Source organism: Streptomyces sp. NPDC041108 (assembly GCF_055592645.1).
In genome coordinates, this window is the sequence record NZ_JBVIYK010000027.1 from 39,042 (window position 1) to 65,048 (window position 26,007).

The window sequence follows — 26,007 nt, forward strand, 5'->3', positions numbered from 1 at the left end:
GGCTCTCCCAAGTCCAGGTCACGAGGTCCATGTCACGAAATCCACGTCGTGAGTACATGTCTTGCACTACACGTCTTGCGGCACACGTCATGAGGGACACGCCCCGACACGCCGTGGAGGACACATCTGAGTACATGTCACTGATCGGTGTTTACATTTCTGAACAGCAGCACGCTAAGGCGCCCGCTCAGGGCCGGTCAAGCCGGACAACACGCTCCGCACCAGCGATTTCACGCCTCCGCGCCACACTTGACGCACGGGAGCGCACTCCCTAGCGTGTCCATGAATGTGAATACCGGACGCACATGTGCACGGCTGGCGATGCAAGGAGATCCTGGATGCCCGCTCCCCGCACCGTTCTGCTCACCGGCGCCGCCGGCGGGCTCGGCACCCTGATGCGGGACCTGCTCCCGGCCCACGGCTACGAGCTGCGCCTGATGGACCTGCTGCCCGTCGAGGGCGCGCCGGACGCGATCACGGCCGACCTCGCCGACAAGAAGGCCCTGCGCGAGGCCGTCCGGGGCGTCGACGCGATCATCCACCTCGCGGGCATCTCCCTGGAAGCCTCCTTCGAGAAGATCCTCGCGGCGAACATCGAGGGGACGTACAACCTCTACGAGGCCGCCCGCGCGGAGGGCGTGCCCCGTATCGTCTTCGCGTCCTCCAACCACGCCGTGGGCTTCACCCCCCGCCCGCTGGGCCAGGATCCGCTGATCCCGGTGGACACCCCGCACCGCCCCGACACCTTCTACGGCCTGTCCAAGTCCTTCGGCGAGGATCTGGCACAGCTCTACTGGGACAAGTACGGCCTGGAGACCGTCTCCGTGCGCATCGGCTCCTGCTTCCCCGAGCCCACCAGCGTCCGGATGCTCTCGCTCTGGATGAGCCCGGCCGACGGCGCCCGCCTCTTCCACGCGGCCCTGACCGCCGAGCACGTCGGCCACACCGTCGTCTACGGCTCCTCCGCCAACACCCGACTGTGGTGGGACCTGTCCACCGCCCGCGCCCTCGGCTACGACCCGCAGGACGACTCCGAGCCGTACGCCGAGAAGCTGATCGCCGAGCAGGGTGAGCTGGACCCCGAGAACGTGGCCCACGCCAACCTCGGCGGCCACTTCGTGAGCGACCCGCCGATCTGGCCGCACTGACCGCATCGGCACGGACCCAGGAGTTCGTGCGCCGTACGGGAAACGAGGGCCGTACGCCGCGCGGAGGGAGCGGGCGGGCACCGAACGGGCCCGCCCGCTCCCGTGTTCGGGCACGCCCGTTGCCCGATCCCCCGCCCACCCCAGGTCCGTGACGGACCGCGGCACCGCGAAACGGTCAGGGACGGGCATCATCCGTCGCGCAACAGGCCTGGTCGGCGCCGCGCACCGGCTGTAGAACTTCCCCCAGGGCCCGCACCGGGCCCGAACGGGCAGCACTACGGCGAGGGAGAGCGGGTGTCGGCCATGAGCGCGGCGGAAAGGCAACGCGAGATCGTCCGGGCCGCCCGCCGCACGGGCGCGGTCGACGTCGCCGAACTCGCCGTCGCCCTGGGCGTGGCCAAGGAGACCGTACGACGTGATCTGCGCGCCCTGGAGGACCACGGGCTGGTCCGCCGCACGCACGGCGGGGCGTATCCCGTGGAGAGCGCCGGGTTCGAGACGACGCTCGCCTTCCGCGCCACCAGCCATGTGCCCGAGAAGCGCCGGATCGCCACCGCGGCGGCCGAGTTGCTGGGCGACGCGGAGACGGTCTTCGTCGACGAGGGCTTCACCCCGCAGCTCATCGCCGAGGCACTGCCCCGGGACCGGCCCCTGACCGTGGTCACCGCGTCCCTCGCCACCGCCGGGGCGCTCGCGGAGGCCGGCAACACCACCGTGCTGCTGCTCGGCGGCCGGGTCCGCCCCGGCACCCTCGCCACCGTCGACCACTGGACGACGAGGATGCTGGCCGGCTTCGTCATCGACCTGGCGTACATCGGCGCCAACGGCATCACCCGCGAGCACGGCCTCACCACCCCCGACCCGGCCGTCAGCGAGGTCAAGGCCCAGGCGATCCGCGCCTCCCGGCGCACGGTCTTCGCGGGCGTCCACACCAAGTTCGGCGCCGTCAGCTTCTGCAGGTTCGCCGAGGTGGGCGACCTGGACGCGATCGTCACGAGCACCCTGCTGCCGGCCTCGGAGGCCCACCGCTACTCGCTGCTCGGCCCCCAGGTCACCCGAGTCTGACCACCCCACCGACCCCTTCCGCACCCTCCCCACACCCACCGACACCTTCCGACACCCACCGACACCCACCGACACCCACCGACACCCTTTATCTCCCGATATCTCCCATACGTCCAGGAGCGATCCATGCGAATCCCGAGCCGACGGAGGCCGCGCGCACTCGCCGCGGTCGCCGCGGGGACGCTGCTCGCCCCCCTTCTCTCCGGCTGCTGGACCGGAGCGGGCGGGGCGGGATCCGGCGGCGACACCATCAACGTGCTGATGGTCAACAACCCGCAGATGCAGGAGCTGCAGAAGCTCACGGCCGCCCACTTCACCAAGGAGACCGGCATCGGGGTGAACTTCACCGTGCTGCCGGAGAACGACGTCCGCGACAAGATCAGCCAGGACTTCGCCAACCAGGCGGGCCAGTACGACGTGGCCACCCTCAGCAACTACGAGATACCGATCTACGCCCGCAACGGCTGGCTGGAGGAGCTGGACCCGTACGTCGCGAAGGACCCCGGCTTCGACCAGCAGGACATTCTCAAGCCCATGCGCCAGTCCCTGACGGGCGACGACGGCAAGCTCTACGGGCAGCCCTTCTACGGCGAGTCGTCCTTCCTGATGTACCGCAAGGACGTCTTCGCCGAGCGGGGGCTCACCATGCCCGAGCATCCCACCTGGCGGCAGGTCGCCGGCCTCGCCGCGAAGGCGGACGGCGCCGAGGAGGGCATGAAGGGCATCTGTCTGCGCGGCCTGCCCGGCTGGGGCGAGGTCATGGCACCCCTGACCACGGTCGTGAACACCTTCGGCGGCACCTGGTTCGACAAGGACTGGAAGGCGCGGCTGGACTCCCCCGCATTCGGGCGGGCGACCAGGTTCTACGTGGACCTCGTGCGCGAGCACGGCGAGTCCGGCGCCGCCCAGGCCGGCTTCGCCGAGTGCCTCAACAACATGACCCAGGGCAAGGTCGCCATGTGGTACGACGCCACGTCCGCGGCCGGTTCCCTGGAGGCCGACGACTCCCCGGTGAAGGGGAAGATCGGCTACGCACCGGCCCCCGTCGAGCGGACCGAGTCGTCCGGCTGGCTCTACACCTGGGCCTGGGGCATCCAGCAGGCGTCCCGGAACCCCGACAAGGCCTGGAAGTTCGTCTCCTGGGCGTCGAGCAGGGAGTACGAGGAGCTGGTCGGCGAACGGATCGGCTGGTCGAACGTGCCCGCCGGCAAACGGGAGTCGACGTACGCGAACGCGGACTACCGCGAGGAGGCCGCCGCCTTCCAGGAGATGACCCGCGAGGCCATCGAGGGCGCCCGGCCCACCGACCCCGGGGTACAGCCGCGCCCCGCCCCCGGCATCCAGTTCGTCGGCATCCCCGAGTTCACCGACCTCGGCACCAAGGTGTCCCTGGAGATCAGCGCGGCCATCGCCGGACGCCAGTCCGTCCGGTCGGCCCTGCGGAAGGCCCAGGCACTCGCCGAGCAGACCTCCGAGGAGTACGAGGGACGATGACCGCGACCACGACAGCGCCGAGGGCGGCGGCCCCCGTACGCACCCAGAGCGCGCCGAACGCCCGGCTGCGCGCCTGGGCCACCCGCGCCCCGCTCCTGCCCGCCCTGATCTTCATGATCGTCGTGACCCAACTCCCGTTCGTGGCCACGCTGGTGATCTCGTTCTTCGACTGGAACTCGCTCTACCCCGACGCCCGCGCCTTCGCCGGCTTCGCCAACTACGGCGAGGTCCTCACCGACCCCGACCTGCGCCGCTCGGTGTGGACGACGATCCTGCTGACGGTCGCCGTGGTCCTCACCAGTCTCGTCCTCGGCCTGCTGCTGGCCCTGCTCCTGGACCGGAGGTTCCGGGGCCGCGGCATCGTCCGCACCCTCCTCATCGCCCCTTTCCTGGTGGTCCCGGTGGCGGCCGCCCTGCTCTGGAAACACGTCCTCTACAACCCCGAATACGGCCTGTTCAACGGCCTGTTGCACTATGTCGGCGGCCCGCAGCCGGACTGGATCTCGGACACTCCGCTGCTCGCGGTCGAGGCCTCCCTCGTGTGGCAGTGGACGCCGTTCATGATGCTGATCCTGCTCGCCGGGCTGCAGTCCCGGGACCACCAGCAGATCGAGGCGGCCCGGGTCGACGGCGCGAGCGACTGGCAGATCTTCCGTCATCTCACGCTCCCGCACCTGCGCCGCTACCTCGAACTGGGCGCGCTGCTGGGCTCGATCTACATCGTCCAGAACTTCGACGCCGTCTTCACGATCACCTCGGGCGGCCTGGGCACCGCGAACCTGCCGTACACCGTCTACCAGACCTTCTACCAGGCCCACGAGAACGGCCTCGCCTCGGCCGCGGGCGTCCTGGTCGTCATCGGCTCGATCATCATCGCGACGTTCGCCCTGCGGGTGATCTCGTCGCTGTTCCGTGAGGAGGCGGCCCGGTCATGAGGCCAACTGCCGTGCGACGCAAGGGTCTCGGCCTGGGCCTGGTGGCCTGGCTGCTGGGGGTCCTGTTCTTCCTCCCCATCGCCTGGATGGCGCTGACGTCGCTGCACTCGGAACCGGACGCGGCCACCAACCCCCCGTCGTGGACGGCTTCCCTGACCCTCGACGGCTACCGCGAGTTCTTCGGCGTGGACGGCGGGGCCAGCCCCTGGCCCGCCCTGATCAACTCGGCGGTGGCGTCCCTGGCGTCGACCCTGCTCGTGCTCCTCCTCGCCTTCCCGGCGGCGTACGCGCTGTCGATCCGCCCGGTGAAGAAGTGGACGGACGTCCTGTTCTTCTTCCTGTCGACGAAGATGCTGCCGGTGGTGGCGGGCCTGCTCCCCCTCTACCTCTTCGCCAAGAACACGGGCCTGCTGGACAACATCTGGCTGCTCGTCCTCCTCCACACCTCCATGAACCTGCCGATCGCCGTGTGGATGATGCAGTCCTTCCTGGCGGAGGTCCCGGTGGCGGTCATCGAGGCCGCGCACCTGGACGGCGCCCGGCTGCCGACCGTGCTGGCCCGTGTGGTGGCGCCGATCGCGGCCCCCGGCATCGCCGCCACGGCCCTGATCTGCTTCATCTTCAGCTGGAACGAACTTCTGTTCGCGAGGGTGCTGACCGGTGTGGTGGCGGAGACCGCCCCCGTCTTCCTGACCGGCTTCATCACCAGCCAGGGCCTGTTCCTGGCCAAGGTGTGCGCCGCGTCGCTCGTGATCTCCCTGCCGGTGCTCGCCGCGGGGTTCGCCGCCCAGGACAAACTCGTCCAGGGCCTCTCCCTGGGAGCCGTCAAATGAAGGCCGCCGTCATCGAGTCCGTGGGCAAGGCCGTCGTCACCGAGGTCCCGGACCCGGCACCGGGCCCCCGTGACGTCGTCGTCGAGGTCGCCGCGTGCGGACTGTGCGGGACCGACCTGCACATCCTCCAGGGCGAGTTCGCCCCGAGGCTGCCGATCGTGCCGGGCCACGAGTTCGCGGGCGAGGTGGTGGGCGTGGGCGCCAGGGTCACCGAACTGTCCGTCGGCGACCGGGTGGCCGTCGACCCGTCCCTGTACTGCCACGAGTGCCGGTACTGCCGTACCGGCCACAACAACCTCTGCGAGAGGTGGGCCGCGATCGGGGTCACCACGGCGGGGGGCGCGGCGCAGTACGCGGTCGCCCCCGTCGCGAACTGCGTCCGGCTGCCGGAGCACGTCCACACCCAGGACGCGGCGCTGGTGGAGCCGCTGTCCTGCGCGGTACGGGGCTACGACGTCCTCCGCGCCCGACTGGGCGCCCATGTCCTGATCTACGGCTCCGGGACGATGGGGCTGATGATGCTGGAGCTGGCCAAGCGGACGGGTGCGGCGAGCGTGGACATGGTGGACGTGAACCCCACGCGGCTGGAGACGGCGCGACGGCTGGGCGTCTCGGGAGCCGCCGCCGGCCCCGACGAGCTGGAGCGGCCCCAGGGCTGGGACGTCGTCGTGGACGCGACGGGCAACGCGGCGGCCATCCAGGACGGGCTGGGGCGGGTGGCCAAGGCGGGCACGTTCCTGCAGTTCGGGGTGGCGGACTACGCGACCCGGGTCACGATCGACCCGTACCGGATCTACAACCAGGAGATCACCATCACCGGCTCGATGGCCGTGCTGCACAGCTTCGAGCGGGCGGCGGAACTCTTCGCGGGCGGGGTCCTGGACCCGGAGGTCTTCATCAGCGACCGGGTGCCGCTGGAGCGGTATCCCGAGGCTCTGGAGCAGTTCGCGTCGGGGGTGGGACGGAAGATCGTCGTGGTGCCGTAGGTGGCGTAGGGGCCGCAGGGGCCGCAGGGGCCGCAGGGGCCGCAGGGGCCGGGACGTGATGCCCGGGGAGCGGGGGCCGTGGCGGTGCGGTGGCGGCGACAGCGGTGGCGGGTGGCCGGGCGCACCGGCGGGCGACCGAAATTCGCTGGGCCGGCGCCTCCCCCGCCCCTACCATCCGGGACATGCCACACCCCAGCGGATTCACCTGCACCGAGCACTCCGACGGGACCGTGACGATCGACCACCACGGCCGCGCGGCGACGACGCTGCGCGGGCCCCGAGCTGCCCGGTTCCTCGCCGAGGTGGCGGCGGGAGACCCGCAGCTGGTCATGGCCCGCTGGACCGGGAACTACCGCCGGGGCAACGAACGCACGGCCCGGGAGCACCCCCGCAACCGCCGCTGACCCGAACGGGCGCCCGGCGCGCCCGGGTAAGGGAACGGTAAAGCGGCCTGAATCGTTCACCACGCATGACCGCTATGACCCCCGGCTCGAACATCCCACTGCCCGTCACCCGTGTCGCGGTGGACGTCTCCGCCCCCGTGCGGCTCGACGTGTCGGGCCTGCTGCTCACCGCCGACGGCAAGGTGCGCTCGGACGACGACTTCATCTTCTACAACCAGCCGTCCGGCCCGGGCGTGACCTACCGCTCCGGCGGCGGCGCCACGCCCGACTCGATCACGGTGGACACCTCGGCCGTGCCCCCGGGCATCGAGAAGATCGTCGTCACGGCCAGCCCGGACGCGGCGGGCCAGACCTTCCAGGGCATCGAACCGACGGCGACGATCCGCGACGCGGCGAACGGCTCCGTGATCTCCACGTTCACCCCGCCCCAGCTGGGCACGGAGACCGCCCTGGTGATCATCGAGATCTATCTGCGCAACGGCGCGTGGAAGGCCCGCGCGGTCGGCCAGGGATACGCGAACGGCCTGGCGGGCATCGCGACGGACTTCGGTGTCACGGTGGAGGAACCCGCCCCGGCCCCCCAGTCGGCTCCCGCCCAGCCCGCTGCCGCCCCACCGGCTCCGGCCATGCGGCCCCCGGCGGCCCCGCCCGCCCCGGCCGTGGACCCGCGTGTCACGGCTCCCCCGGCGCCGTCCGCCCCGCCGGCCGCGCCCCCGGCCCCCGCCCCGGGCGCCGGCAAGATCAACCTGGACAAGGGCCGCGTCAGCCTCCAGAAGAACCAGACGGTCTCCCTCGTCAAGGGCGGCCAACCGCTGCTCTCCCAGGTCAAGATGGGTCTCGGCTGGGAGCCGGCGTACCGGGGCAAGGACATCGACCTCGACGCGTCGGTCATCGCGTACGGCCCGCAGCGCAACCACATCGACAGCTGCTACTTCGGCAAGCTGTCGATCGTGAACGGCGCGATCAAGCACTCCGGTGACAACCTCACCGGCGAGGGCGGCGGGGACGACGAGGTGATCGTGGTCGACCTCGGACGACTGCCCCAGGAGGTCACCGGGCTGGTCTTCACGGTCAACTCGTTCTCCGGCCAGAAGTTCACCGAGGTCGCCAAGGCGTACTGCCGGCTGCTCGACGCCGCGACCGGCGAGGAGCTGGTCCGCTTCGACCTCACCAACGCCGAGGCCCAGACCGGCGTGATGATGGCCAAGCTGATCAAGCAGTTCAGCGGTGAGTGGGAGATGACCGCGATGGGCGACTTCGTGAAGTCCCGCACGGTCAGGGGGATGGTGAAGCCGGCGGCGCAGGCCCTCTGAGGCGCGCGTACGCGACGCCGGGCGCCCCGCGCACGGAGGGCGCCCGGCCGGTCGGCGAACGATGGGGCCGAGCCACCGTTCCCTACTGGATCACTCCGCTGTACGCGTTCAGCGCGGGCTGGCCGCCGAGGTGGGCGTAGAGCACGGTCGACTCCGGGCCGATCTCGCCGCGTTCGATCAGGTCGATCATCCCGGCCATCGACTTGCCCTCGTACACGGGGTCGGTGATCATGCCCTCGGTGCGGGCGGCGAGCTGCATGGCGACGAGGGTGGCGTCGTCCGGAACCCCGTAGATCCCGCCGTGGTAGCGCTCGTCCAGCTCGACGTCGGCCACGGTCAGCTCCCGCTCGACGCCGATGAGTTTGCCGGTGTTCCGGGCGATGCGGGCGACCTGCTCCCGGGTGGTCGTCGGCTTGGCCGAGGCGTCGATGCCGATCACCCGGCGCGGCCTGCCGCCCGCCTCCTCCAGCGCGGCGAAGCCGGCGACCATGCCGGCCTGGGTCGAGCCGGTCACCGAGCACACGATCACCGTGTCGAAGAAGACGCCCAGCTCACGCTCCTGATCGGCGACCTCGTACGCCCAGCCGGCGAAGCCGAGGCCGCCGAGGGGGTGGTCGGAGGCGCCGGCCGGGATGGCGTACGGCTTGCCGCCGCCCTCCTCGACCTCGCTGAGAGCCAGCTCCCAGCTCTCCTTGAAGCCGATCCCGAAGCCGGCCCGGACGAGCCGTACGTCGGCGCCGGCCAGCCGGCTGATCAGGATGTTGCCGACCTTGTCGTACACGGCGTCCGGCCAGTCGACCCAGCTCTCCTGCACGAGCACGCACTTGAGCCCGGCGTGGGCGGCGACTGCGGCCACCTGGCGGGTGTGGTTGGACTGCACGCCGCCGATGGAGACGAGAGTGTCGCAGCCCTGGGCGAGCGCGTCGGCGACGAGGTACTCCAGCTTGCGGGTCTTGTTGCCGCCGTACGCGATGCCGGAGTTGCAGTCCTCGCGCTTGGCCCAGACGGAGGCTCCGCCGAGGTGCGCGGTCAGCCGCTCCAGCGGATGGACCGGCGAGGGCCCGAAGAGGAGGGGATAGCGCTCGAAGGAAGACAGGGACACGGGTTCTCCCGGGTGGGGTGCGGCGGAGCGGGACGGACGGAACGGGGCGCGGGCGCGGGTCGGTCGGGTCAGCGGTCCGCTCGGCGCACGGGCACGTCGCCCGGTTCGCGGGCGGGCTGGTGGGCGGACTCATGGTCGAGCGGTCGCGCGGACGCGCCGACGGTCTCGTCGGCGGAAGCGGCGGAAGCACCGCCCGCCACCTCGGCAGACACAGCGGACGCACCGCCCTCCGCCCCGGCGGACAGGGGGAACGCACCGGCCGCTGCCTCGGGGGACGCGACAGACGCACTGCCCGCCACCTCGGCAGACACGTCGGACGCACCGCCCCCCGCCCCGGCAGACACGGCGGACGCACCGCCCCCCGCCCCGGCGGGCACAGCCCTCGACGCCCCGGTGGACACGGCGGACGCGCCGCCCGCCGGCTCGCCCTGCTCGTCGGGTTCGTCGGGTTCGTCGGCGAGGGCGGCCAGGCCGCGCCAGATCTCCGCCGTGACGCGGACCGCCCCGTCCGTGTCGCCGGCCGCGCAGGCGGCGATCAGCTGCTCGTGCAGTCCGGCCGAGCGGCAGTTGCCGCCCTCGCCGAAGCGCCGCCGCTCCAGCCTGCGGATGAGCGGGGTGTAGCGGGCGACGGTGGCGGCGGCCGCGCGGTTGCCGCTCACCCGGACGAGTACGTCGTGGAGTTCGTCGTCGGCGACCAGGGCCGCGTCGACGTCTCCCGTGCGGACGGCCGCCGCGAACCGCTCGTTGGCCGAGCGCATCATCTCGACGTCCGCCGCGAACAGCCGGGGCACGGCGGTGCGGGCGACCAGCTCGTGCATGGCCCCGACCACGGCGGCGGCGTCCCGCACATCGGAGGCGACGACGGCCGTGACCCGGGTGTAGCTCTGCGGCTTGCTCTCCAGGAGCCCCTCGTCCACCAGCCGGGAGAACGCCTCCCGCACGGGCGCCCGGGACAGTCCCAGCAGCTCCGCGAACTCGGCGTCGCGCACCACCGCGCCCGGCTCGATCTCGCCGGCCACGATGGCGTCCCGGATGGCTTGGTAGGCGCGGTCCCTCAGCAGGGTGCGCGCAACCGGTCGTATGGCCTCCATGAACTGAAATGTTAGATGCCAGTCCCTCCCTCGAACAAGAGTGTGGCCCGCGTCCCCCATGGGACACGGGCCACACTCATCCCCCGTGCTCGTGGACCGCCGGTCCGCGGACCGGCGTCACTCGACCTCCCACGGCCATTCGGCGTTCCGGGCCCCCTCCGCAAGCGGCACCATGCGGACGGCCTCGTCGGAGAGCCCGTCGAAGGTGTGGCGGTTCGTTGTGTCGGGCCGGATGCGGCCCATCTGGAATCCGGTGAGGTTCCAGGTGTAGACCGGGACGTCGGCCGGGATCTGCGCGGTCGGGTCGCCGTGCCGGCTGTACCTGCCCTGATCGTCCGTGATGACCAGCACCCGGTCGTGCTTCCGGTAGTGGCTGCGGACGGCCTCGGTGGTGTGGTCGGTGCAGTAAGGGCCGCCGAACCGGCCGATGATCTTCAGCACGGACTCGCGCGCGCCGAACTCCACCACCCTGCTCGTGCACCCGAACTCGACGAGATCCGCGTTCGCCGCCCGCAGCGCGAGCGCCGTGCCGAAGATCGCCGCCGCGTCCGCGTAGGTGAGCGGGGAGTGGTCGGTCAGCGGCGAGATGAACATCGAGTTCGAGCGGTCGACCAGGACCAGGGTCCGGCCGGGCAGCGCGGGCACGTTGGCCAGCGAGTGACCGAGCGCCTGCTCCAGCGGGTACGCCCAGCGCGGCGAGAGCGCGTGGTGGTAGGCCGCGAGGTAGCCGGAGGGTGACTGCCGCGACCGCTTGACCTCCACCGGATCACTGATCCGTGCCGCGACCCGCGCCGCGGCCTTGTCGCCGACACCGGCCTCGTCGAAGTGGTGCAGGTTCCGGGTCAGCGCCATGACGCCCATGGACGGGATGACGGCCTCCCAGGCCGCCCTGTCCATCGGCCTCTGCAGCCAGCGCTCCAGCGTCTCCCAGGTGAGGCCCGCGTCCGCGAGCCGCTGGGCGGCCCCGGAGCCGGTCACGATCCAGCGCCGCTTGGCGGGCCGTATCTCCATCAGGTCACGGTGTGCGGCGAGCATGGGCAGGGACCGGGGCACGACGGCGGTGTCCGGGTTGTGGCGCCGGTCGAGGGCGTACTGGAACAGATCCCCCTGCCACGGCTTGTCCGGGTCCGGCGCCGCGTGCACCAGGTTCAGGATGTCGCCGAAGCGATAGCCCTTGGACCTGGTGTCGTACTTCAGCAGCGCCTGGGGGCTGTACAGCCGTCGTACGGCGTCGGCGACTCCCCGCTTCACGGGCTTGGGCAGGGCGCGGCCGTAGTGCGAGGTCCAGTAGGCGAGCAGTTCACCGGGCTCGTCGGGGCGTTGCAGCACCGAGGCGACGACCTCACGGTTGGTGGGCCCGTCGGTGACACCCGCGTCGAGCCGTGCCTTCACGTACTCGGCGGCGCCCGCGATCGAGGCCGTACGGAGGTCGCCCTCGCCGCGCAGCCAGCCGAGCAGGCCGGCCGTCCATTCCGGGTCGGTGACGGCGAGCCGGCGCACGAGCGCGGCGAACCGGTCGGCGCGGTCCTCACCGCTCTCGCTCTCGTGGAGCGTCTTCTGCGCGACGGAGCTGCCGATCGAGAGCAGGAAGAGCTCGAAGCGCTCGTCCCGCTCGCCCTCGTACGTAGGTAGCCCGCATCCCGTGAATCCCATGAAGGTGGCACGGGAGGCGGGCCGGGCCGTGCCGGCCTTCGTGTTGGACCGCGCCATGACGAACTCCCCCCGAATTCCTCGCCACGTCACACGTCGTGCGGGGAATTCCTGTTCCTGATGTATGAACTCTGGTTCGGGGGAGACACGGCAGAGGGAGGGTGCCCGAGGTCGGAATCGGCGGCGGTCCTGACGACTGGCGCGTCTTCCGTTCCGCCACACCGACCGGACGTCGATGACGGAATTCGAACCCGCACGAGGAACTCTCCTCATCAGTCCCCGAGGTATCCGCTGCCTGCGCACGGGCACGCACCATCTGCCGCGCCCCCCGAGATCGAAACGCACCGGGAGGTACGTGAAGCTTTGGGTGTCCAGAGATCGAAGCAGGCGAACCGGTGCTCTGACCAACTGAGCTACACCGGCGTGTTGGTACCGGTGACGGGACTCGAACCCGCGGCCACCCCATACGTTGATGGTAGGTCTGCCTTCGCACCTGGACGTGCATCACTCTAGCGGGCGTACCACGGGCCGGGCCAACGAATTGACTACCACCGCTGCCGCTTCCACGGCCCGGTGATCGCGAGCAGGATTCCCGGCGTCTGGATGTTGGCGTAGAGGGTCTTTCCGTCGGGCGAGAAGGTGACGCCGGCGAACTCGCTGTACTCCGGCGCCTCCTCGGTGACGATGTTCAGGTCGTTGCGGGCGATCGGATACGTACGGCCGCTGTCGGTGGCGCCGAACAGGTGCGAGACGCCCTCGCCGTCCTCGGCGAGGACGATGCCGCCGTAGGGGGAGACGGTGATGTTGTCGGGGCCGTCGAGGGCGCCGTCGGCGGACGGGTCCGGGTTGACGCCGAGCAGGACCTTCAGGGTCAGGGTGCGGCGCTTGGGGTCGTAGAACCAGACCTGGCCGTCGTGCCGCACCGGGCTCTCGTCACGGGCGTACGAGGAGACGACGTACGCTCCGCCGTCGCCCCACCACATGCCCTCCAGTTTGCGGGCGCGGGTGATCTCGGAGTCGGCGAACTGTTTGCGGACGGCGACGGTCCTGGCGTCCCGGTCGGGCACATCGATCCAGTCGACGCCGTACACCGTGCCGATCCGCGTGGCGCGGGACAGGTCGTCGACGAAGCGGCCGCCGGAGTCGAAGCAGCGGGGGGCCTGGAGGACGCCCGCGTCGTCGGCGAGGGTACGGAACTTCCCGGGCCCGTGGATGAATCCCCTGGGCGGGGTCCAGCGGAAGAAGAGGCCGTTGGGGGCGGCCGCGTCCTCGGTGAGGTAGGCGTGGCCCCGCTTGGGGTCGATGACGACGGCCTCGTGGTCGTAGCGGCCGAAGAACTTCAGCGGCTTCGGGGCGCGGTTGGCGCGGCGGTCGCAGGGGTCGACCTCGAAGACGTAGCCGTGGTCCTTGGTCATGCCGTTGACGCCGGCCCGGTCGGAGTTCTCCTCACAGGTGAGCCAGGTGCCCCACGGGGTGGAGCCGCCCGCGCAGTTGGTGGAGGTGCCCGCGATGCCGACCCACTCGGCGACCCGGCCGTCCGGCCGTACCTCCACCACCGTGCAGCCGCCGGCCGCCGCCGGGTCGTACACGAGCCCCTCGGTGAGCGGCACCGGGAACTCCCACTTGGCCCGAGGGCCCTTCAGCTCGTGGTTGTTGACGAGGAGAGTGGTGCCGCGGGGCCCGGGAAAGGCGGCGGTGCCGTCGTGCTTGCCAGGGGTGAACTCGCCCGACTCCAGCCTGGTCCTGCCGCTGTGGGTGAGGATGCGGTAGGAAAATCCGGCGGGCAGCGCCAGGATGCCCTGGGGGTCGGGCACGAGGGGGCCGTAGCCGACTCGTGCCGCCGCGCGTTCGGAGCGGTGGGCGGTCTCCCGGGTCGAGTCCGGGTCCGGGTCCAGGTCCGGGTCCGTCGACGCGAGGGCGTTCGGCGCGGTGGCCAGGGCGCCCACGCTTCCGGCCAGCACGACGCCGGCTCCGGTGGCCGCGGACCGTCCGGCGAAGTCCCTGCGGGTGAGCGACATGCTGTCTCCTGTGTGGCGGTGGAGGACCGTGGGGGCGGACCCGAGGTGTCGCGCCACGGTCGCGCCCGCGCCTGAACGCGCCCTGAACGCGGGGAGAAGGGCGCCTCCTGTCTTCGGTGAACCACCGAGGGGCCGCGCCCCTTCGCCCGCGCCTCATGTCTTTGACGTCCGGGCACGTCGGCGCGTGCGGCTCCGGTGGGGGCTGGTCGCGCAGTTCCCCGCGCCCCTGAAAACCGAAGGCTGCGCCCCACGCTTCTCAGTCCCGTCGCCCCAGTCGCTCTTCAGCCCCGCAGAACGGTGCTTCCCGGGCCCGCAGAGCCGTGCTATCCAGGCGCCTGCAGGGCCGTGCTCTTCAGGCCCGCAGGGGCCTGAAGCTTTCAGGGGCGCGGGGAACTGCGCGAGAAGCCCCCCGGGCCCGCAGCCGCCCACGCACCCCCGAGCCCTCGGGCGTCCTCCAGCCCCCGGACGCCCCGAAACCACCGGACGCCCCCGAACCTCACCGGGCGCCCGAACTACGGCGCGAAACCCCCCGGCCCCTTCTGCGACCGCGCCTTGAACGCCGCCTTGCGGGCCTCCTTCGCCACCCTCTTGTCGGGATGGATCCGCCCCATCGCCTCAAGGACATCGGGCGTGGCGGGATGATCCACCCGCCACGCCGCCGCGAAGAACGAGCCGTGCTGCGCGGCCAGCCCCTCCACCAGCGCCCGCAGCTCCGCGGAGTTCCCCTCGGCCGCCAGTTGCGCGGCGACCGTGTCGATGGTCAGCCAGAAGACCATCGCCTCGGACGGCACGGGCACATCGGCGGCCCCGTTCTCGGTCAGCCACACCCGGGCGAGCCCGCCCAGCTCGGGGTCGTCCAGCACCTCCCGGAGGGCCGGCTCGGCCACGCCCCCCACCAGGGACAGCGCCTGCTGGCAGCGCAGCCGCCGCAGCGGGGCGCCGGCGTCGGTGCCCCGCGCGGCGGCCAGCAGCTCACGCGCCGCGGCCGACGGCTCCCGGCGGGCGAGCCACTGCTCGGTCTCGGCCTGAGCGGCGGCCGGCGGGAACCCGGCGGTGCCGTCCAGCAGCGCGTCCGCGCCCTTGTCCACGAGGTCCCCGACCGCCGGCGCCGGCACGCCGGCCTCCAGGAGCCGGGCCCGCACCCCGAACAGCCCGAGCGGGGTGAGCCGGACCATGCCGTACCGCGTGACATCGGTGTCGTCGACCGCGGCCGCGCCGCCCTGCCCCTCGGCGGCGACCTCCTCCGCGTCCGTCATCAGCGCCTCGTCCACCGGCTGGTACTCCACCAGCCCGATCGGCTCCAGCACCCGGAACTGGTCGTCGAGCCGCATCATCGCGTCCGAGACCTGTTCCAGCACGTCGTTGGTGGGCTCCCCCATGTCGTCGGGGACGATCATCGAGGCGGCGAGGGCGGGGAGCGGCACGGGCCCGTCGGGGCCGTCCTCGCTGACGGTGAGGAGGTACAGGTTGCCGAGCACCCCGTCGAGGAACTCCGCCTCGGCCTCGGGGTCCCAGTCCAGCTCGGAGAAGTCGATCTCGCCGCCGGCGTCCATCGCGTCGACGAGGCCGTCGAGGTCGGGTACGGCGGCGTCGGCGAGGACGGTCTCCAGGGCCGTGAGCCAGATGCCGAGCACGTCCTGCGGCCCGCCGGAGGTGAGGAGGGCGAGTTCCTCGCCCACGGCGACCGTCCCCTCCCCCTCTCCCCCGGGCCCGTCGGCCCCCTCGGGTCCGTCGGGGTTGACGATCTCGACGAGCCCGGTGTCCACGGCCACCCGCCAGGCCTCACTGGCCGACGCCGCCGCGTCGTCACCGTCGTCTCCTTCGACACCCGCGCCGGTGAGCCCGAGCGCCTCGGCGGCGGCGGGCAGCTGCTCGTCGACGAGTTCGCCCCCGGTGCCCACCCGCGTGTCGGGCCCGGCCCAGCGGGCGAGCCGCGCGGCGCGCGAGAGCAAAGGTGTGGCGAGCGCCTCTCGCGCCAGCTCCGCTGCGGGGAGAAGCCGCACCGGCGGCAGTGGCGAGCTGTCTGACATCGGCGGGGATCTCCTCGGAACGGGTGCTGACGAACGACTGCCGAGCGACGGGGGCGCCCCCGCGAGGGGGCTTCCGTACGCGCTCCGCGTACGCCTACGGCTATGCGAACGCCTACCGGTACGGGCACGGGTACGCAGCCGCTCAGCCTAGACGGATTTGGACCCATGCCGCCCGGTTCATGTACCTGCCAGGAGTTTGACATGGCTGAAACCTTGACAACTGGCCTGACCAGGCAGGAGATTGACGCGCGTAGAAACTCACGGGTAGCTCTGGGACGATTCCGGGGCCTCCCGGAGGCACGACTGTCGGAATTCATCGGTCCGCCGGTTTCTACGCGCGTCGCACCGCCCCACCGGTCGCAGGCCACCCCGTCCACTCTCGTCCCGGCGCCACGTACGTCCCCGGAGGGATCCCCTTGCCGAGCAAGAGAACCGCGCGCATCGGCGCGCTGACCGTCGCCACCATCTGCTCCACCGTGTCCGCCGTGGTCCTGACCTCGCCCGCCGAGGCGGACTCCATCCGCATCCACGACATCCAGGGCACCACCCGGACGTCCCCGCTCGTCGGCCAGCAGGTCGCAGGGGTGCAGGGCATCGTCACCGGCGTGCGCACCTACGGCTCGCGCGGCTTCTGGATCCAGGACTCCGAGGCGGACGCCGACCCCGCCACGAGCGAGGGCGTCTTCGTCTTCACCAGCTCCCGGCCGACGGTCTCGGTGGGCGACGCGGTGACGGTCTCGGGCACGGTCGGCGAGTTCATACCGGGCGGCACTTCGTCCGGAAACCAGTCTGTGACGCAGATCTCCCGCCCGACGATCACGGTCGTCTCCACGGGCAACGCCGTTCCGGCCGCGACCGTCGTCGACACCAAGTCCGTGCCGAAGAAGTACGCCCCGGCGGGCGACCCCGCCGCCGCCGGCTCGATCAACGGCCTCAAGCTCGCCCCGGCCACGTACGCCCTGGACCACTACGAGTCCCTGGAGGGCATGAACGTCCAGGTCGCCGACACCCGTGTGGTCGGCGCCAGCGACCCGTTCACCGAGCTGTGGGTCACGGTGAAGCCCCGGGAGAACGACAACCGCCGCGGTGGCGCGCTGTACGACTCCTACACCTCGCAGAACACCGGCCGGCTGCAGATCCAGTCGCTGGGTGCGGTCGCCGACTTCCCGAAGGCGAACGTCGGCGACGTGCTGAAGGGCACGACGGCCGGCCCGCTGGACTACAACCAGTTCGGCGGTTACACCCTCGTCGCCAACCGGATCGGCACCCTGAAGCAGGGCGGCCTGGAGCGCGAGACGACCGACAGGCAGGCGCGCGGCGAGCTCGCGGTGGCGACGTACAACGTCGAGAACCTGGACCCCTCGGACGCCTCCTTCGCGGACCACGCGGCCGCGGTCGTGCACCACCTGCAGGCGCCCGACATCGTGGCCCTGGAGGAGATCCAGGACAACAACGGTGCCACCAACGACGGTACGGTCGCCGCCGACAAGACCGTGAAGAAGCTGATCGACGCGATCAAGGCGGCCGGCGGTCCGGCGTACGACTGGCGGTCCATCGACCCGGTGAACCTCGCGGACGGCGGCGAGCCCGGCGGCAACATCCGCCAGGTCTTCCTGTTCAACCCCGAGCGGGTCTCCTTCACCGACCGCGCGGGCGGCGACGCCACGACCGCCGTCGGCGTGACGAAGGCGAACGGCAAGGCGCGGCTGACGGTGTCCCCGGGCCGGATCGACCCGGCGAACGCCGCCTGGACGAACAGCCGCAAGCCGCTCGTCGGCGAGTTCTCCTTCCGCGGCAAGTCCGTCTTCGTGGTCGCGAACCACTTCGCGTCCAAGGGCGGCGACCAGGCGCTGCACTCGGAGTTCCAGCCGCCGAAGCGCAGCTCGGAGACCCAGCGCCACCTGCAGGCGAAGGCCGTGAACACCTTCGTCAAGCAGGTCCTGGCGAAGGACAAGAAGGCGTCCGTCATCGCCCTCGGCGACATCAACGACTTCGAGTTCTCCGACACCGCGAAGCAGCTGGAGGACGGTGGCGTCCTGTGGTCGGCGATCAAGTCGCTGCCGAAGCGGGAGCGTTACTCGTACGTCTTCCAGGGCAACGCCCAGGTCCTCGACCAGATCCTGGTCAGCCGTTCGGTCCGGCGCGCCGCCGGGTTCACGTACGACAGCGTGCACATCAACTCGGAGTTCAACGACCAGATCAGCGACCACGACCCGCAGGTGGTGCGGTTCGAGCCGTAGTCCATGTGCTCAGGGCCGGCTGAACACGCCGTTCAGCCAGCCCTGCCACGCGTTCTCGTCCGCCCCGGCGTCGGCACCCGGCGCGAAGTCGTGGACGCTCATGCCCACCCGGTGGCCCCAGTGGTTGCGGCCGAAGAAGCGGATGAGGGCGTCGTCGGTGCGCAGACCGATGAAGTACGGGTCGCGGTAGTCGACCACGGCGTCGAGGAGTTGCCCGTCAGGGCCCTTGACCTGGACCCGGGCCCCTTCGGAGGTGTCGTCCGCGAGGCCGAGTGCCCGCCCGACGGTGGTGAGCGCGTCGGGGGCCCCGGCCGTCCCGGGCGCGTCGAAGGTGGCGAACGCGGTGAGCGTACGGCCCCGGAAGCGCGTCAGGTACTGGCGCAGGGTGTGCAGATAGAACCCGGTGTGCTTGGCGGCGCCGTCGTACTGGTTGTCCCAGTCCTCGACGAAGATGCCGCTGTGCACGTACCGCACCCAGGCCCGCTTGCCGTCGTCGCGCGGTTCGATCGTGTAGTCCAGCTGGTTGAGGGTCTGTTCGGAGATGCCCTCGACGTCCGCGACGCGGTTGGTGTACCGGTGCGGCGGATCCCAGGCGATGACGTCGGAACCGAACGGCCCCTTGCCGCCGACGCGCGGTTCGGGTGCCTCCATCGGCCACAGCCACCCGCCGGTGCCGGCGGTGACGGCCTCCCACACCTCCTCGGGGGTGGCGTCGACCTCGAACTCCCGGGCGATCTCGAATTCCTTGGACATGACGTGCTCCTCGACAGGTCTCACTGACCGGACGGTTCGGTCCGGTCGGGCAGCGGGGTCTGGGTGGTCCGGTCGGACAGGGGGGACTGGGCGAGCCGGTCCGGCGGTGGGGCCTGCGCGGGCCGGTCGGCCGACTGCGGCTTGACCGTGGGGTGGACGGCGACGACGATCCGGTGCGCCCGGCCGGCCTCGGCGCCGGGCGCGTCGTACTTGCGCAGGAGCGCGCTCACCCCGGCCGTCAGCTCCTGGACGAAGGCGGCCCGGTCGGCGGCCGAGGCGAAGGTGACCTCACCGTCCAGCGCGTAGGTCGCGAGCCCCTTGCGGGCCCGGGCCGCGCCCGTGACGAGCGACCCGACGTCCCGGACCAGCCGCGCCCCGAGCGCCAGCAGCCAGCGCGCGGAGAGCTGGTCCCGGAAGCGGTCCGGGTCGGGCTGCACGGCGGCGAGCGCGAGCGGCGAGATCACGTACGACGCGGCGGTCGCCCGCATCAGCCGCTCGGTGACATTGCCCTTGCGCCGCTCTCCCGCCAGCTCGACCAGGCCGTGCCGCTCCAGCGCCTTGAGGTGGTAGTTCACCTTCTGGCGCGGCAGCCCGACCTTCCCGGCCAGCATGGCGGCCGAGGCGGGCCCGGCCGCCAGCTCGGCCAGCAGCCGGGCACGTATCGGATCCAGCGAGACCGCCGCGGCCTCGGGGTCCTCGATCACGGTGACGTCCAACATGGCTCCACCGTCTCACCGAAAACTTTTTTTGTCCAGACGATCCGAATTTTCGGAAAGGGGCGGCGCCCGGTTCAGTCCGGGAGCAGGCCGAGGGCGTACTCGTGACGCGTGACCGTGCTGCTCCGCAGTCCGGGCCAGGTCCGCACGCGCTGCCAGAGCGCCGAAGGGGACCCGACGCCGTCACCCGGGGCCGCCAGGGCGTCGATGTGGTGCCGCGCGGTCTCCCACTCGGCGTAGTTGAGGACACGGGTGCCGTCGGTGCCGAGGTGGAAGTGGGCGGCGATACCGCCGGCGTGCGGATCGGGCTCGGCCGCCAGGGCCTCCTCGACGGCGTCCACCCAGGCGCGCTGCCGCGCCGGATCCGGCCCCTCGAACTCGACGTCGACGATCACGACGCACCCCGGCACCCGCGCGGCACGGTCGCCCTCCCCCGTGAGGCTGCGGTGACGCCGGTAGCGCCCGGGCCCCACCCGTTCGATGCCGGGCACGGCGGTGTCGATGGCGTCGTCGCGCTCCTGCCGGCGCGTCCGCGCGAAGGCCTCGTACGCCTGCTCGTCGGCCCACTGGGAGTAGTGCAGCAGGCCGGAGCCGTCCTCCGCCGTGTAGACGAAGTAGCCCAGCAGCCCGTCGGCGGGCCAGGGGCGGCGCTGCCAGGTGTCGGCGACGGCCTCGACGGTCAGCCGCTGCCGCTCGGGTGTACCCACCTGCCAGGTACTGAAGAAGGACGCCCCGACATCGGGGCGGTCGAGGACGGGATGAAGGTCCGTACGGCGGGTCATGCCACTCTCCCCTGATCGGTACTCGGTGCGTGTGCACCTACCACCTTTCGACCTCAACCAGGATTCAGGTCAACTCCGCGATTCGGGCCCCGGTTTCGGGAGACCCGCCCGGTCATGGACGAGAAGCGGCCCGAGGCCGAGCGGGTGGGGACGGAACCGGATTCCGGGGCGAAGGACGGGACGGAGACCCGGGCGGAGGCGGAGGAGCGGACCGGCGTGGACGGCCCCACCGGGCTGCCGAAACGGTCGTGGTGGGCGGTGGTGCGGCGCACGGCCAAGGAGTTCCAGGACGACGAACTCTCCGACCGCGCGGCCGCGTTGACGTATTACGGCGTCCTGTCGCTGTTCCCGGCGATCCTGGTGCTGGTGTCGATGCTCGGCGTCGTCGGACAGCGCGCGACCGACAAGATCCTTGACAACATCGGCGACCTGGCGCCCGGCCCGGCGCGGGACATCCTGCGGGACGCGGTGGTCCAGCTGAGCGACAGCGGCGGTACGGGCGGACTGCTGGCGATCGTCGGCCTGCTGGCGGCGGTGTGGTCGGCGTCGGGATACGTGGCCGCGTTCATCCGTACGTCCAACGCGGTGTACGACCTGCCGGAGGGCCGCCCGGCGTGGAAGGTGACGCCGCTGCGGATCGCCCTGACCCTGGTGCTGATGGTGATGCTGGCGGCGAGCGCGCTGATCGTGGTGTTCACCGGCCCGCTGGCCGAGCGCGCGGGCACGACCATCGGGCTCGGTGACGCGGCGATCGCGGTGTGGAACATCGCGAAGTGGCCGGTGCTGCTGGTGCTGGTGACGCTGATGATCGCGCTGCTGTACTGGGCGGCACCCAACGTCCGCGGCCGGGGCTTCCGCTGGGTCAGCCCCGGCGGCATCGTCGCCACGCTGATCTGGCTCGCCGCGTCCGCCGGGTTCGCCGTCTACGCCGCCAACTTCGGCTCCTACAACAAGACGTACGGCACCCTCGCCGGCGCCGTGGTCTTCCTCATCTGGCTCTGGCTCACCAACCTGGCGATCCTGCTGGGCCTCGAATTCGACGCGGAACTCTCGCGCGAGCGGGCCATCGCCGAGGGCCACTCCGCCACCGACGAGCCGTACGTCGAGCCCCGGGACACCCGCAAGTGGCCGGCCCGGCTGCGGGCCCTGCGAGAGGCCCGCGCCCGGACGGAAACGCCCCCGACGGGCCGGGACCCGTTGGCGAAGACCTGAACCCGGGGAGGAGCAGTGGACCCACGGTCGGTCGGGGAGAGGTACCGGCTGCGGGTGGGGGCGCGGGTGCGGGCGGGCAGTCGTCGTGGGGCTGCGGCCGTGGTCTGCCGATCGGCGTCTCGGCGTCGCACGCTGGCGGTGGCCGGCCGGCGACCGCCGTGCAGGGCGGCATCGCACGCTCGCGGTGGCCGGCCGGCGACCGCCGTACAGGCGTCCGCGCACACGAACCCGACCCGCCCGCAGCTGCCGCACGCGGACAGGCCAGGACTCCCCCTGCCGTCTCCCACACCCGGCGAGCGGCCGAGTGGCTCTCGTGCGCGGCGGGAGGACCCGGGCGCACTCCTCCTGACGGTGGTGGCGCCTCCTAACGGTGGTGGCGCCAGACCAGCACTCCCACCGTGGCCACGGCGATACCCGCACCACCCACGATCACCATCTCCCGGGGCACCCGCTCCCACGCCGAGTGGGCCTTCGCCCTCGCATCGGCCTGAGCCGCCTGCACCCTGGCCTTCACATCCGCCTTGGCGGCCAGTTCCTCGACCGTGTCGCCGAGCTGCGCCCGGGTCTGCTCTATCTGCCGCCGGAGTTCGTCGGGACCCTTCGCGCCCACCGAACCGTCGGTGCTGCTCGATGCCTGTGTCATCGCCGGGCCCTTTCCTTGATCTCGTCCACGTCCGCCTTCACGCTGTCCAGCGCCCGCTCCGGCCTGGGCGGGGTGGCCCGGCGGAGCTGCGCACGCCCGAGCGCGGCCAGCACGCCCGCGATCACGAACAGCACGGCCATGACGATGAGCGCGGCGGCCCACACGTCCAGCACGAGAGAGAGCGCCCCGACCCCGGCGGCGGCGAGGGTCATGAACCCCACATAGGCGACCGCGCCGGCCGCGCCGAGCAGCCCGCCGCCGCGCCCCGCGCGCCGCCCCTTCTCGGCCAGCTCCTCCTTGGCGAGGGCGACCTCCTGTCGTACGAGCAGGGAGAGCTGTTCGGTGGCCTGCCCGACCAGCTCGCCCACGGAGTGGTGGTCGTGTTCGTCCGGCCCCGGACGCGCGGATCGCGCGGAGCGCACGAATCGCGTGGGCCTGGTCTCGGTGGTCCCGGTCACGGTGTCGCCTCCTCACACATCGGGACGCCCCGAGTACCCGTCCCGCCCCCCGCTACCCCTGCGACATCACCTCATCCTCGTAGCAGACCTCCCACACACTTCGTAGAAAATTTAAGTGGAGCTTCACAATGAGTCCCCCGAGACTACCCGTATGACCCTCACCCGCACCCGAGCTCACGGCCCCACGCCCGCCTCCCCGGCGCACTCCGCCCCCTTCGGTCGCGCCCTCTGCGCGATGATCACGCCCTTCACCCCCTCCGGCGCACTCGACCTGGACGGGGCCCAGCGGCTGGCCGACCGGCTGGTGGCCGAAGGGTGCGACGGGCTGGTGCTCTCCGGCACGACGGGCGAGTCGCCGACCACGACGGACGCGGAGAAGACGGAGCTGATCCGGGCCGTGCGCGGGGCGGTCGGCGACCGGGCCGTGATCGTGGCCGGGGTGGGCACCGCCGACACCCGGCACACCGTGGAACTGGCGCTGGCGGCCGAGAAGGCGGGCGCGGACGGTCTGCTGGCGGTCACGCCGTACTACAGCACGCCCCCGCAGGACGCGGTCGAGGCCCATTTCCTGGAACTCGCCGACGCCTCGGGGCTGCCCGTCGCCCTGTACGACATCCCCGGCCGCACCGGCACCCGCATCGCCCCGGAGACCATGATCCGCCTGGCGGACCATCCGAGGATCGTGGCGGTGAAGGACTGCGCGTACGACCTCCTGGGCACCCAGAAGGTGCTGGCGGAGACGGAGCTGGCGTACTACACGGGCTGCGACGAGTACGTGCTCGCGCTGTACGCGATCGGCGGGTCGGGTTACGTGAGCACGGTCGCGAACGCGGTCCCCCGCCAGGTCCGGGCGATCGTCGACGCGTTCGACGCGGGCGACACCGCCGAGGCGGCCCGGCTCCAGCGGCGCGCCGTCCCGCTCATCGAGCTGATGATGTCCTCGGGCCTGCCCGGCACGGTCACGGCGAAGGCGCTCCTGGGACGGCTCGGCCTGCCCGCCGGCCCGGTCCGCGCACCGCTGCGGCCCGCCGGTCAGGAAGTGACCGACGGGCTGCTGGCAGCGTACGAACGGCTGGTGGCCGTCTGAGACGGGTGGTCAGCGGGTGGCGAAGACCGCGTTCCAGCGACCGGGCGCCCCGTCGTTGCCCTTACGGGCGCCGCTGAGCGCGATCGTCCTGTCGCTGCCGATGGTGACGAGCACGAGGCCGTTGTGGTACTCGTTGCCGCCGCCCTGGATGTCCCAGGCGATGAGCCGCTCGTTGTCGACCCAGGTGAGCAGCTGCTGTCCACGGACCTTGTGGAGCCGCTTGCCGGTGTAGGGGTCGAGGATCTCGGAGGCGGTCGTCTTCGCGCCGCCCGCGAACCCGCCGGCCGCGAGCTTGCCGTCCGGCGAGAGCCGCGCCGCCACCGACCAGGTCAGGTACTTCTCGTTGGCCGGCTTGGCGACCTTGTCGCCCTTGAGGTCGTAGTACTGGTCGTGCGGTTCCATGCTCAACCCGGAGCGGACCAGCTTGCCGTCGCCGCTGAAGGAGAAGTCCTGGCGGGAGTTGACGAAGAGCAGGCCGTCCTCCTTCTCCGGCGCGGCCTCGCTCCACTCGCTCCGGCCGGAGTCGACGTCGACGATGTAGAAGCCGGTCCGGTACGACACGGACTTGGACCAGTTCGGAATGAAGTCGTTCTTCTTTCCGTCGCCGTCGACGTCGTTGCCCGCCTTGGTCAGCGTGTCGGGGTTCTTGCTGTAGGTGGTGGCGACCAGCTTGCCGCCGTCGGACGAGTACTCGACGCTCGCGACGCCCCGGTCGACGGGGATCCAGCGCTCTACCTCGCCGGTGAGCAGGTCGAGGAGTCCGATCCGCCGGGCGGGCAGGTCCTTCTCCAGGACGGCGGCGGTCCGCATGCCGGGAGCGACCGAGACCTGGGACCAGCGGGTGTCCTTGACGTACTTGCCGGTCTCCTGGTCGAGGATCCGGTAGGTGCGTGCCCTGACCGCGGTGTCCTTCGAGGTCTTGACGGTGTCGAAGGTGTACCAGGCGGCCAGCGCCACGTCCCCCGCCGCGATCAGATCCCGCGGCGGCGACTGGTCGGGGTGGGCGATGATGTCGCTCCGGTTCATCTCGGTGGCGAGCCGCACCTCTTCCTTGCCGGAGTCCAGCAGCGGCACGGCCACCGCGACGGCGACCACGGCCGCGGTGGCCGCGGCGACGGTCGCGATCGACCGGTTCCGGCGGCGGCGCCGGGCGGTCAGGACCCGGTCGGCGAAGCCGGGGCCCAGGGGCTGCTGTTCGGCGGCCTGCTCCCGCAGGGAGTCGCGCACCAGTTCGTCGACGTTCACGGACGCACCTCCACGGGCGAGAAGTCACGGGTCGGGGTCTGCTCGGCGGCGGCGGACCCGAGCGCCGCCAGTTCGGGCGCGAGTTCGCGCAGCCGGGCCAGCGAGCGGTGGGTCGTGGACCGGACGGTCCCGACGGTGCACCCGAGGATCCGGGCCACCTCCGCCTCGGGCAGGTCCTCGAAGTAGCGGAGCACGAGGACGGTGCGCTGCCGGGCGGTGAGCCGGGCCAGTGCCCCGCGCATCACCAGCCGCAGCTCCACCCCGGCCGCCCCGTCGGCGGCGCCGCTCTCGGGCGGCTCGGCGACGGTCAGCTCCCGGCGCCGCCACTTCAGCCGCCATCGGCTGACCTGCTGCCGGTAGAGGATCCGCCGTACGTACGCCTCCGGCTCGTCGATGCGCTGCCAGCGCCCGGCGGCCTTGATCAGCGCGTTCTGCAGCAGGTCCTCGCCTGCGTGCCGGTCCCCGCCGCTCAGCAGCACGGCCGTCTTCAGCAGAGCCGACGACCGCCCCGCCACGAATTCCCGGAAACTCTCCTGCCCCGCGGCATCCATCGTCACCTTCTCTTCCCCGGCGGGCCCCGTGTCCCGCCCCTGTGCCCCTAGTGACGCGCGGACCCGCGCCCGGCTATGCCACCCCCGGGGAAGAAAGTCGTGCGGGCGCCGGAGAACGGCGCCGGGGGCGGGGGGGGGGGGGTGTGTTTTTTGGGGAACGAACAGGTGCTCGGGAGAGAGTGGGCGGCACGCCAAAATGCGCCGAACTCTCCCTCCCCCCCCCCTCCATCGCGTTCTTCCGCCCCGCCTCT

At 71.7% G+C, this 26,007-nt stretch carries 22 protein-coding genes and 1 pseudogene; 11 read left to right on the forward strand and 12 right to left on the reverse strand.

Annotated features, from left to right (window positions below; all coding sequences use genetic code 11):
- Positions 1-338 precede the first annotated feature (338 nt).
- The 8 genes from ACZ6BB_RS39470 (at position 339) to ACZ6BB_RS39505 (ending at position 8,178) form a co-directional block, all read left to right on the forward strand.
- On the forward strand, positions 339-1,148 hold the full coding sequence (locus tag ACZ6BB_RS39470) for an NAD-dependent epimerase/dehydratase family protein (RefSeq protein ID WP_471619925.1): 810 nt from the start codon (positions 339-341) through the stop codon (positions 1,146-1,148).
- A 303-nt stretch (positions 1,149-1,451) separates the two neighbouring features.
- Positions 1,452-2,213 (forward strand): DeoR/GlpR family DNA-binding transcription regulator, encoded by a 762-nt coding sequence (locus tag ACZ6BB_RS39475; RefSeq protein WP_471619926.1) that lies wholly within the window; start codon positions 1,452-1,454, stop codon positions 2,211-2,213.
- A gap of 126 nt (positions 2,214-2,339) precedes the next feature.
- Complete coding sequence (locus ACZ6BB_RS39480) at positions 2,340-3,707, forward strand: ABC transporter substrate-binding protein (RefSeq protein ID WP_471619927.1); 1,368 nt, start codon at positions 2,340-2,342, stop codon at positions 3,705-3,707.
- Positions 3,704-4,642, forward strand: a complete 939-nt coding sequence (locus ACZ6BB_RS39485; RefSeq protein ID WP_471619928.1) for a carbohydrate ABC transporter permease — start codon at positions 3,704-3,706, stop codon at positions 4,640-4,642. The genes ACZ6BB_RS39480 and ACZ6BB_RS39485 overlap by 4 nt, the downstream gene beginning before the upstream one ends.
- Entirely contained in the window at positions 4,639-5,475 is an 837-nt protein-coding gene (locus ACZ6BB_RS39490; protein ID WP_471619929.1) for a carbohydrate ABC transporter permease, read from the forward strand. Before ACZ6BB_RS39485 ends, ACZ6BB_RS39490 begins: the two co-directional genes overlap by 4 nt.
- Complete coding sequence (locus ACZ6BB_RS39495) at positions 5,472-6,461, forward strand: zinc-dependent alcohol dehydrogenase family protein (protein ID WP_471619930.1); 990 nt, start codon at positions 5,472-5,474, stop codon at positions 6,459-6,461. Before ACZ6BB_RS39490 ends, ACZ6BB_RS39495 begins: the two co-directional genes overlap by 4 nt.
- A 182-nt stretch (positions 6,462-6,643) precedes the next feature.
- Positions 6,644-6,865 (forward strand): hypothetical protein, encoded by a 222-nt coding sequence (locus ACZ6BB_RS39500; RefSeq protein WP_471619931.1) that lies wholly within the window; start codon positions 6,644-6,646, stop codon positions 6,863-6,865.
- Positions 6,866-6,939: 74 nt separating this feature from the next.
- Positions 6,940-8,178, forward strand: a complete 1,239-nt coding sequence (locus tag ACZ6BB_RS39505) for a TerD family protein (RefSeq protein WP_471619946.1) — start codon at positions 6,940-6,942, stop codon at positions 8,176-8,178.
- Positions 8,179-8,260: 82 nt separating this feature from the next.
- Here ACZ6BB_RS39505 and ACZ6BB_RS39510 read toward each other — a convergent pair whose 3' ends face one another.
- The 5 genes and pseudogenes from ACZ6BB_RS39510 to ACZ6BB_RS39530 all read right to left on the reverse strand — a co-directional run bounded on the left by ACZ6BB_RS39510 (position 8,261) and on the right by ACZ6BB_RS39530 (position 16,069).
- Positions 8,261-9,280 (reverse strand): 1-aminocyclopropane-1-carboxylate deaminase, encoded by a 1,020-nt coding sequence (locus tag ACZ6BB_RS39510; RefSeq protein WP_471619932.1) that lies wholly within the window; start codon positions 9,278-9,280, stop codon positions 8,261-8,263.
- A gap of 452 nt (positions 9,281-9,732) precedes the next feature.
- Positions 9,733-10,371: pseudogene (locus tag ACZ6BB_RS39515) on the reverse strand (GntR family transcriptional regulator); the annotation flags it as partial.
- Between the two features lie 117 nt (positions 10,372-10,488).
- Entirely contained in the window at positions 10,489-12,081 is a 1,593-nt protein-coding gene (locus tag ACZ6BB_RS39520; protein WP_471619933.1) for a TROVE domain-containing protein, read from the reverse strand.
- 485 nt (positions 12,082-12,566) lie between these two features.
- Positions 12,567-14,039, reverse strand: coding sequence for an alkaline phosphatase PhoX (locus tag ACZ6BB_RS39525; protein ID WP_471619934.1), 1,473 nt, complete (start codon positions 14,037-14,039; stop codon positions 12,567-12,569).
- Positions 14,040-14,551: 512 nt separating this feature from the next.
- Positions 14,552-16,069, reverse strand: coding sequence for a hypothetical protein (locus ACZ6BB_RS39530; RefSeq protein ID WP_471619935.1), 1,518 nt, complete (start codon positions 16,067-16,069; stop codon positions 14,552-14,554).
- A 416-nt stretch (positions 16,070-16,485) separates the two neighbouring features.
- On the opposite strand from ACZ6BB_RS39530, the gene ACZ6BB_RS39535 reads away from it, so the two are divergent.
- Entirely contained in the window at positions 16,486-18,309 is a 1,824-nt protein-coding gene (locus ACZ6BB_RS39535; RefSeq protein WP_471619936.1) for an endonuclease/exonuclease/phosphatase family protein, read from the forward strand.
- A gap of 9 nt (positions 18,310-18,318) precedes the next feature.
- Here ACZ6BB_RS39535 and ACZ6BB_RS39540 read toward each other — a convergent pair whose 3' ends face one another.
- The 3 genes from ACZ6BB_RS39540 to ACZ6BB_RS39550 form a co-directional block, all read right to left on the reverse strand.
- Entirely contained in the window at positions 18,319-19,062 is a 744-nt protein-coding gene (locus tag ACZ6BB_RS39540; protein ID WP_471619937.1) for an SRPBCC family protein, read from the reverse strand.
- 20 nt (positions 19,063-19,082) lie between these two features.
- Positions 19,083-19,781 (reverse strand): ArsR/SmtB family transcription factor, encoded by a 699-nt coding sequence (locus ACZ6BB_RS39545; RefSeq protein ID WP_471619938.1) that lies wholly within the window; start codon positions 19,779-19,781, stop codon positions 19,083-19,085.
- Between the two features lie 71 nt (positions 19,782-19,852).
- Positions 19,853-20,560, reverse strand: coding sequence for an antibiotic biosynthesis monooxygenase (locus tag ACZ6BB_RS39550; RefSeq protein WP_471619939.1), 708 nt, complete (start codon positions 20,558-20,560; stop codon positions 19,853-19,855).
- 114 nt (positions 20,561-20,674) lie between these two features.
- On the opposite strand from ACZ6BB_RS39550, the gene ACZ6BB_RS39555 reads away from it, so the two are divergent.
- Positions 20,675-21,772, forward strand: coding sequence for a YihY/virulence factor BrkB family protein (locus ACZ6BB_RS39555; protein ID WP_471619940.1), 1,098 nt, complete (start codon positions 20,675-20,677; stop codon positions 21,770-21,772).
- Positions 21,773-22,136: 364 nt separating this feature from the next.
- On the opposite strand, the gene ACZ6BB_RS39560 is transcribed toward ACZ6BB_RS39555, so the two are convergent.
- Both ACZ6BB_RS39560 and ACZ6BB_RS39565 read right to left on the reverse strand, forming a co-directional pair.
- On the reverse strand, positions 22,137-22,415 hold the full coding sequence (locus ACZ6BB_RS39560) for a DUF3618 domain-containing protein (protein WP_471619941.1): 279 nt from the start codon (positions 22,413-22,415) through the stop codon (positions 22,137-22,139).
- A complete protein-coding gene (locus ACZ6BB_RS39565; protein ID WP_471619942.1) occupies positions 22,412-22,873 on the reverse strand; it encodes a phage holin family protein in 462 nt (153 codons plus the stop codon). The genes ACZ6BB_RS39560 and ACZ6BB_RS39565 overlap by 4 nt, the downstream gene beginning before the upstream one ends.
- A gap of 151 nt (positions 22,874-23,024) precedes the next feature.
- On the opposite strand from ACZ6BB_RS39565, the gene dapA reads away from it, so the two are divergent.
- Positions 23,025-23,960, forward strand: coding sequence for a 4-hydroxy-tetrahydrodipicolinate synthase (dapA, locus tag ACZ6BB_RS39570; protein ID WP_471619943.1), 936 nt, complete (start codon positions 23,025-23,027; stop codon positions 23,958-23,960).
- 9 nt (positions 23,961-23,969) lie between these two features.
- Here the strand turns inward: dapA and ACZ6BB_RS39575 are convergent, their stop codons facing one another.
- Positions 23,970-25,205 carry a WD40 repeat domain-containing protein gene (locus tag ACZ6BB_RS39575; RefSeq protein WP_471619944.1) on the reverse strand — a complete coding sequence of 412 codons (1,236 nt, stop codon included), beginning with the start codon at positions 25,203-25,205 and terminating at the stop codon, positions 23,970-23,972.
- Positions 25,202-25,756, reverse strand: a complete 555-nt coding sequence (locus ACZ6BB_RS39580) for a SigE family RNA polymerase sigma factor (RefSeq protein ID WP_471619945.1) — start codon at positions 25,754-25,756, stop codon at positions 25,202-25,204. The genes ACZ6BB_RS39575 and ACZ6BB_RS39580 overlap by 4 nt, the downstream gene beginning before the upstream one ends.
- Between the last annotated feature and the right edge of the window lie 251 nt (positions 25,757-26,007).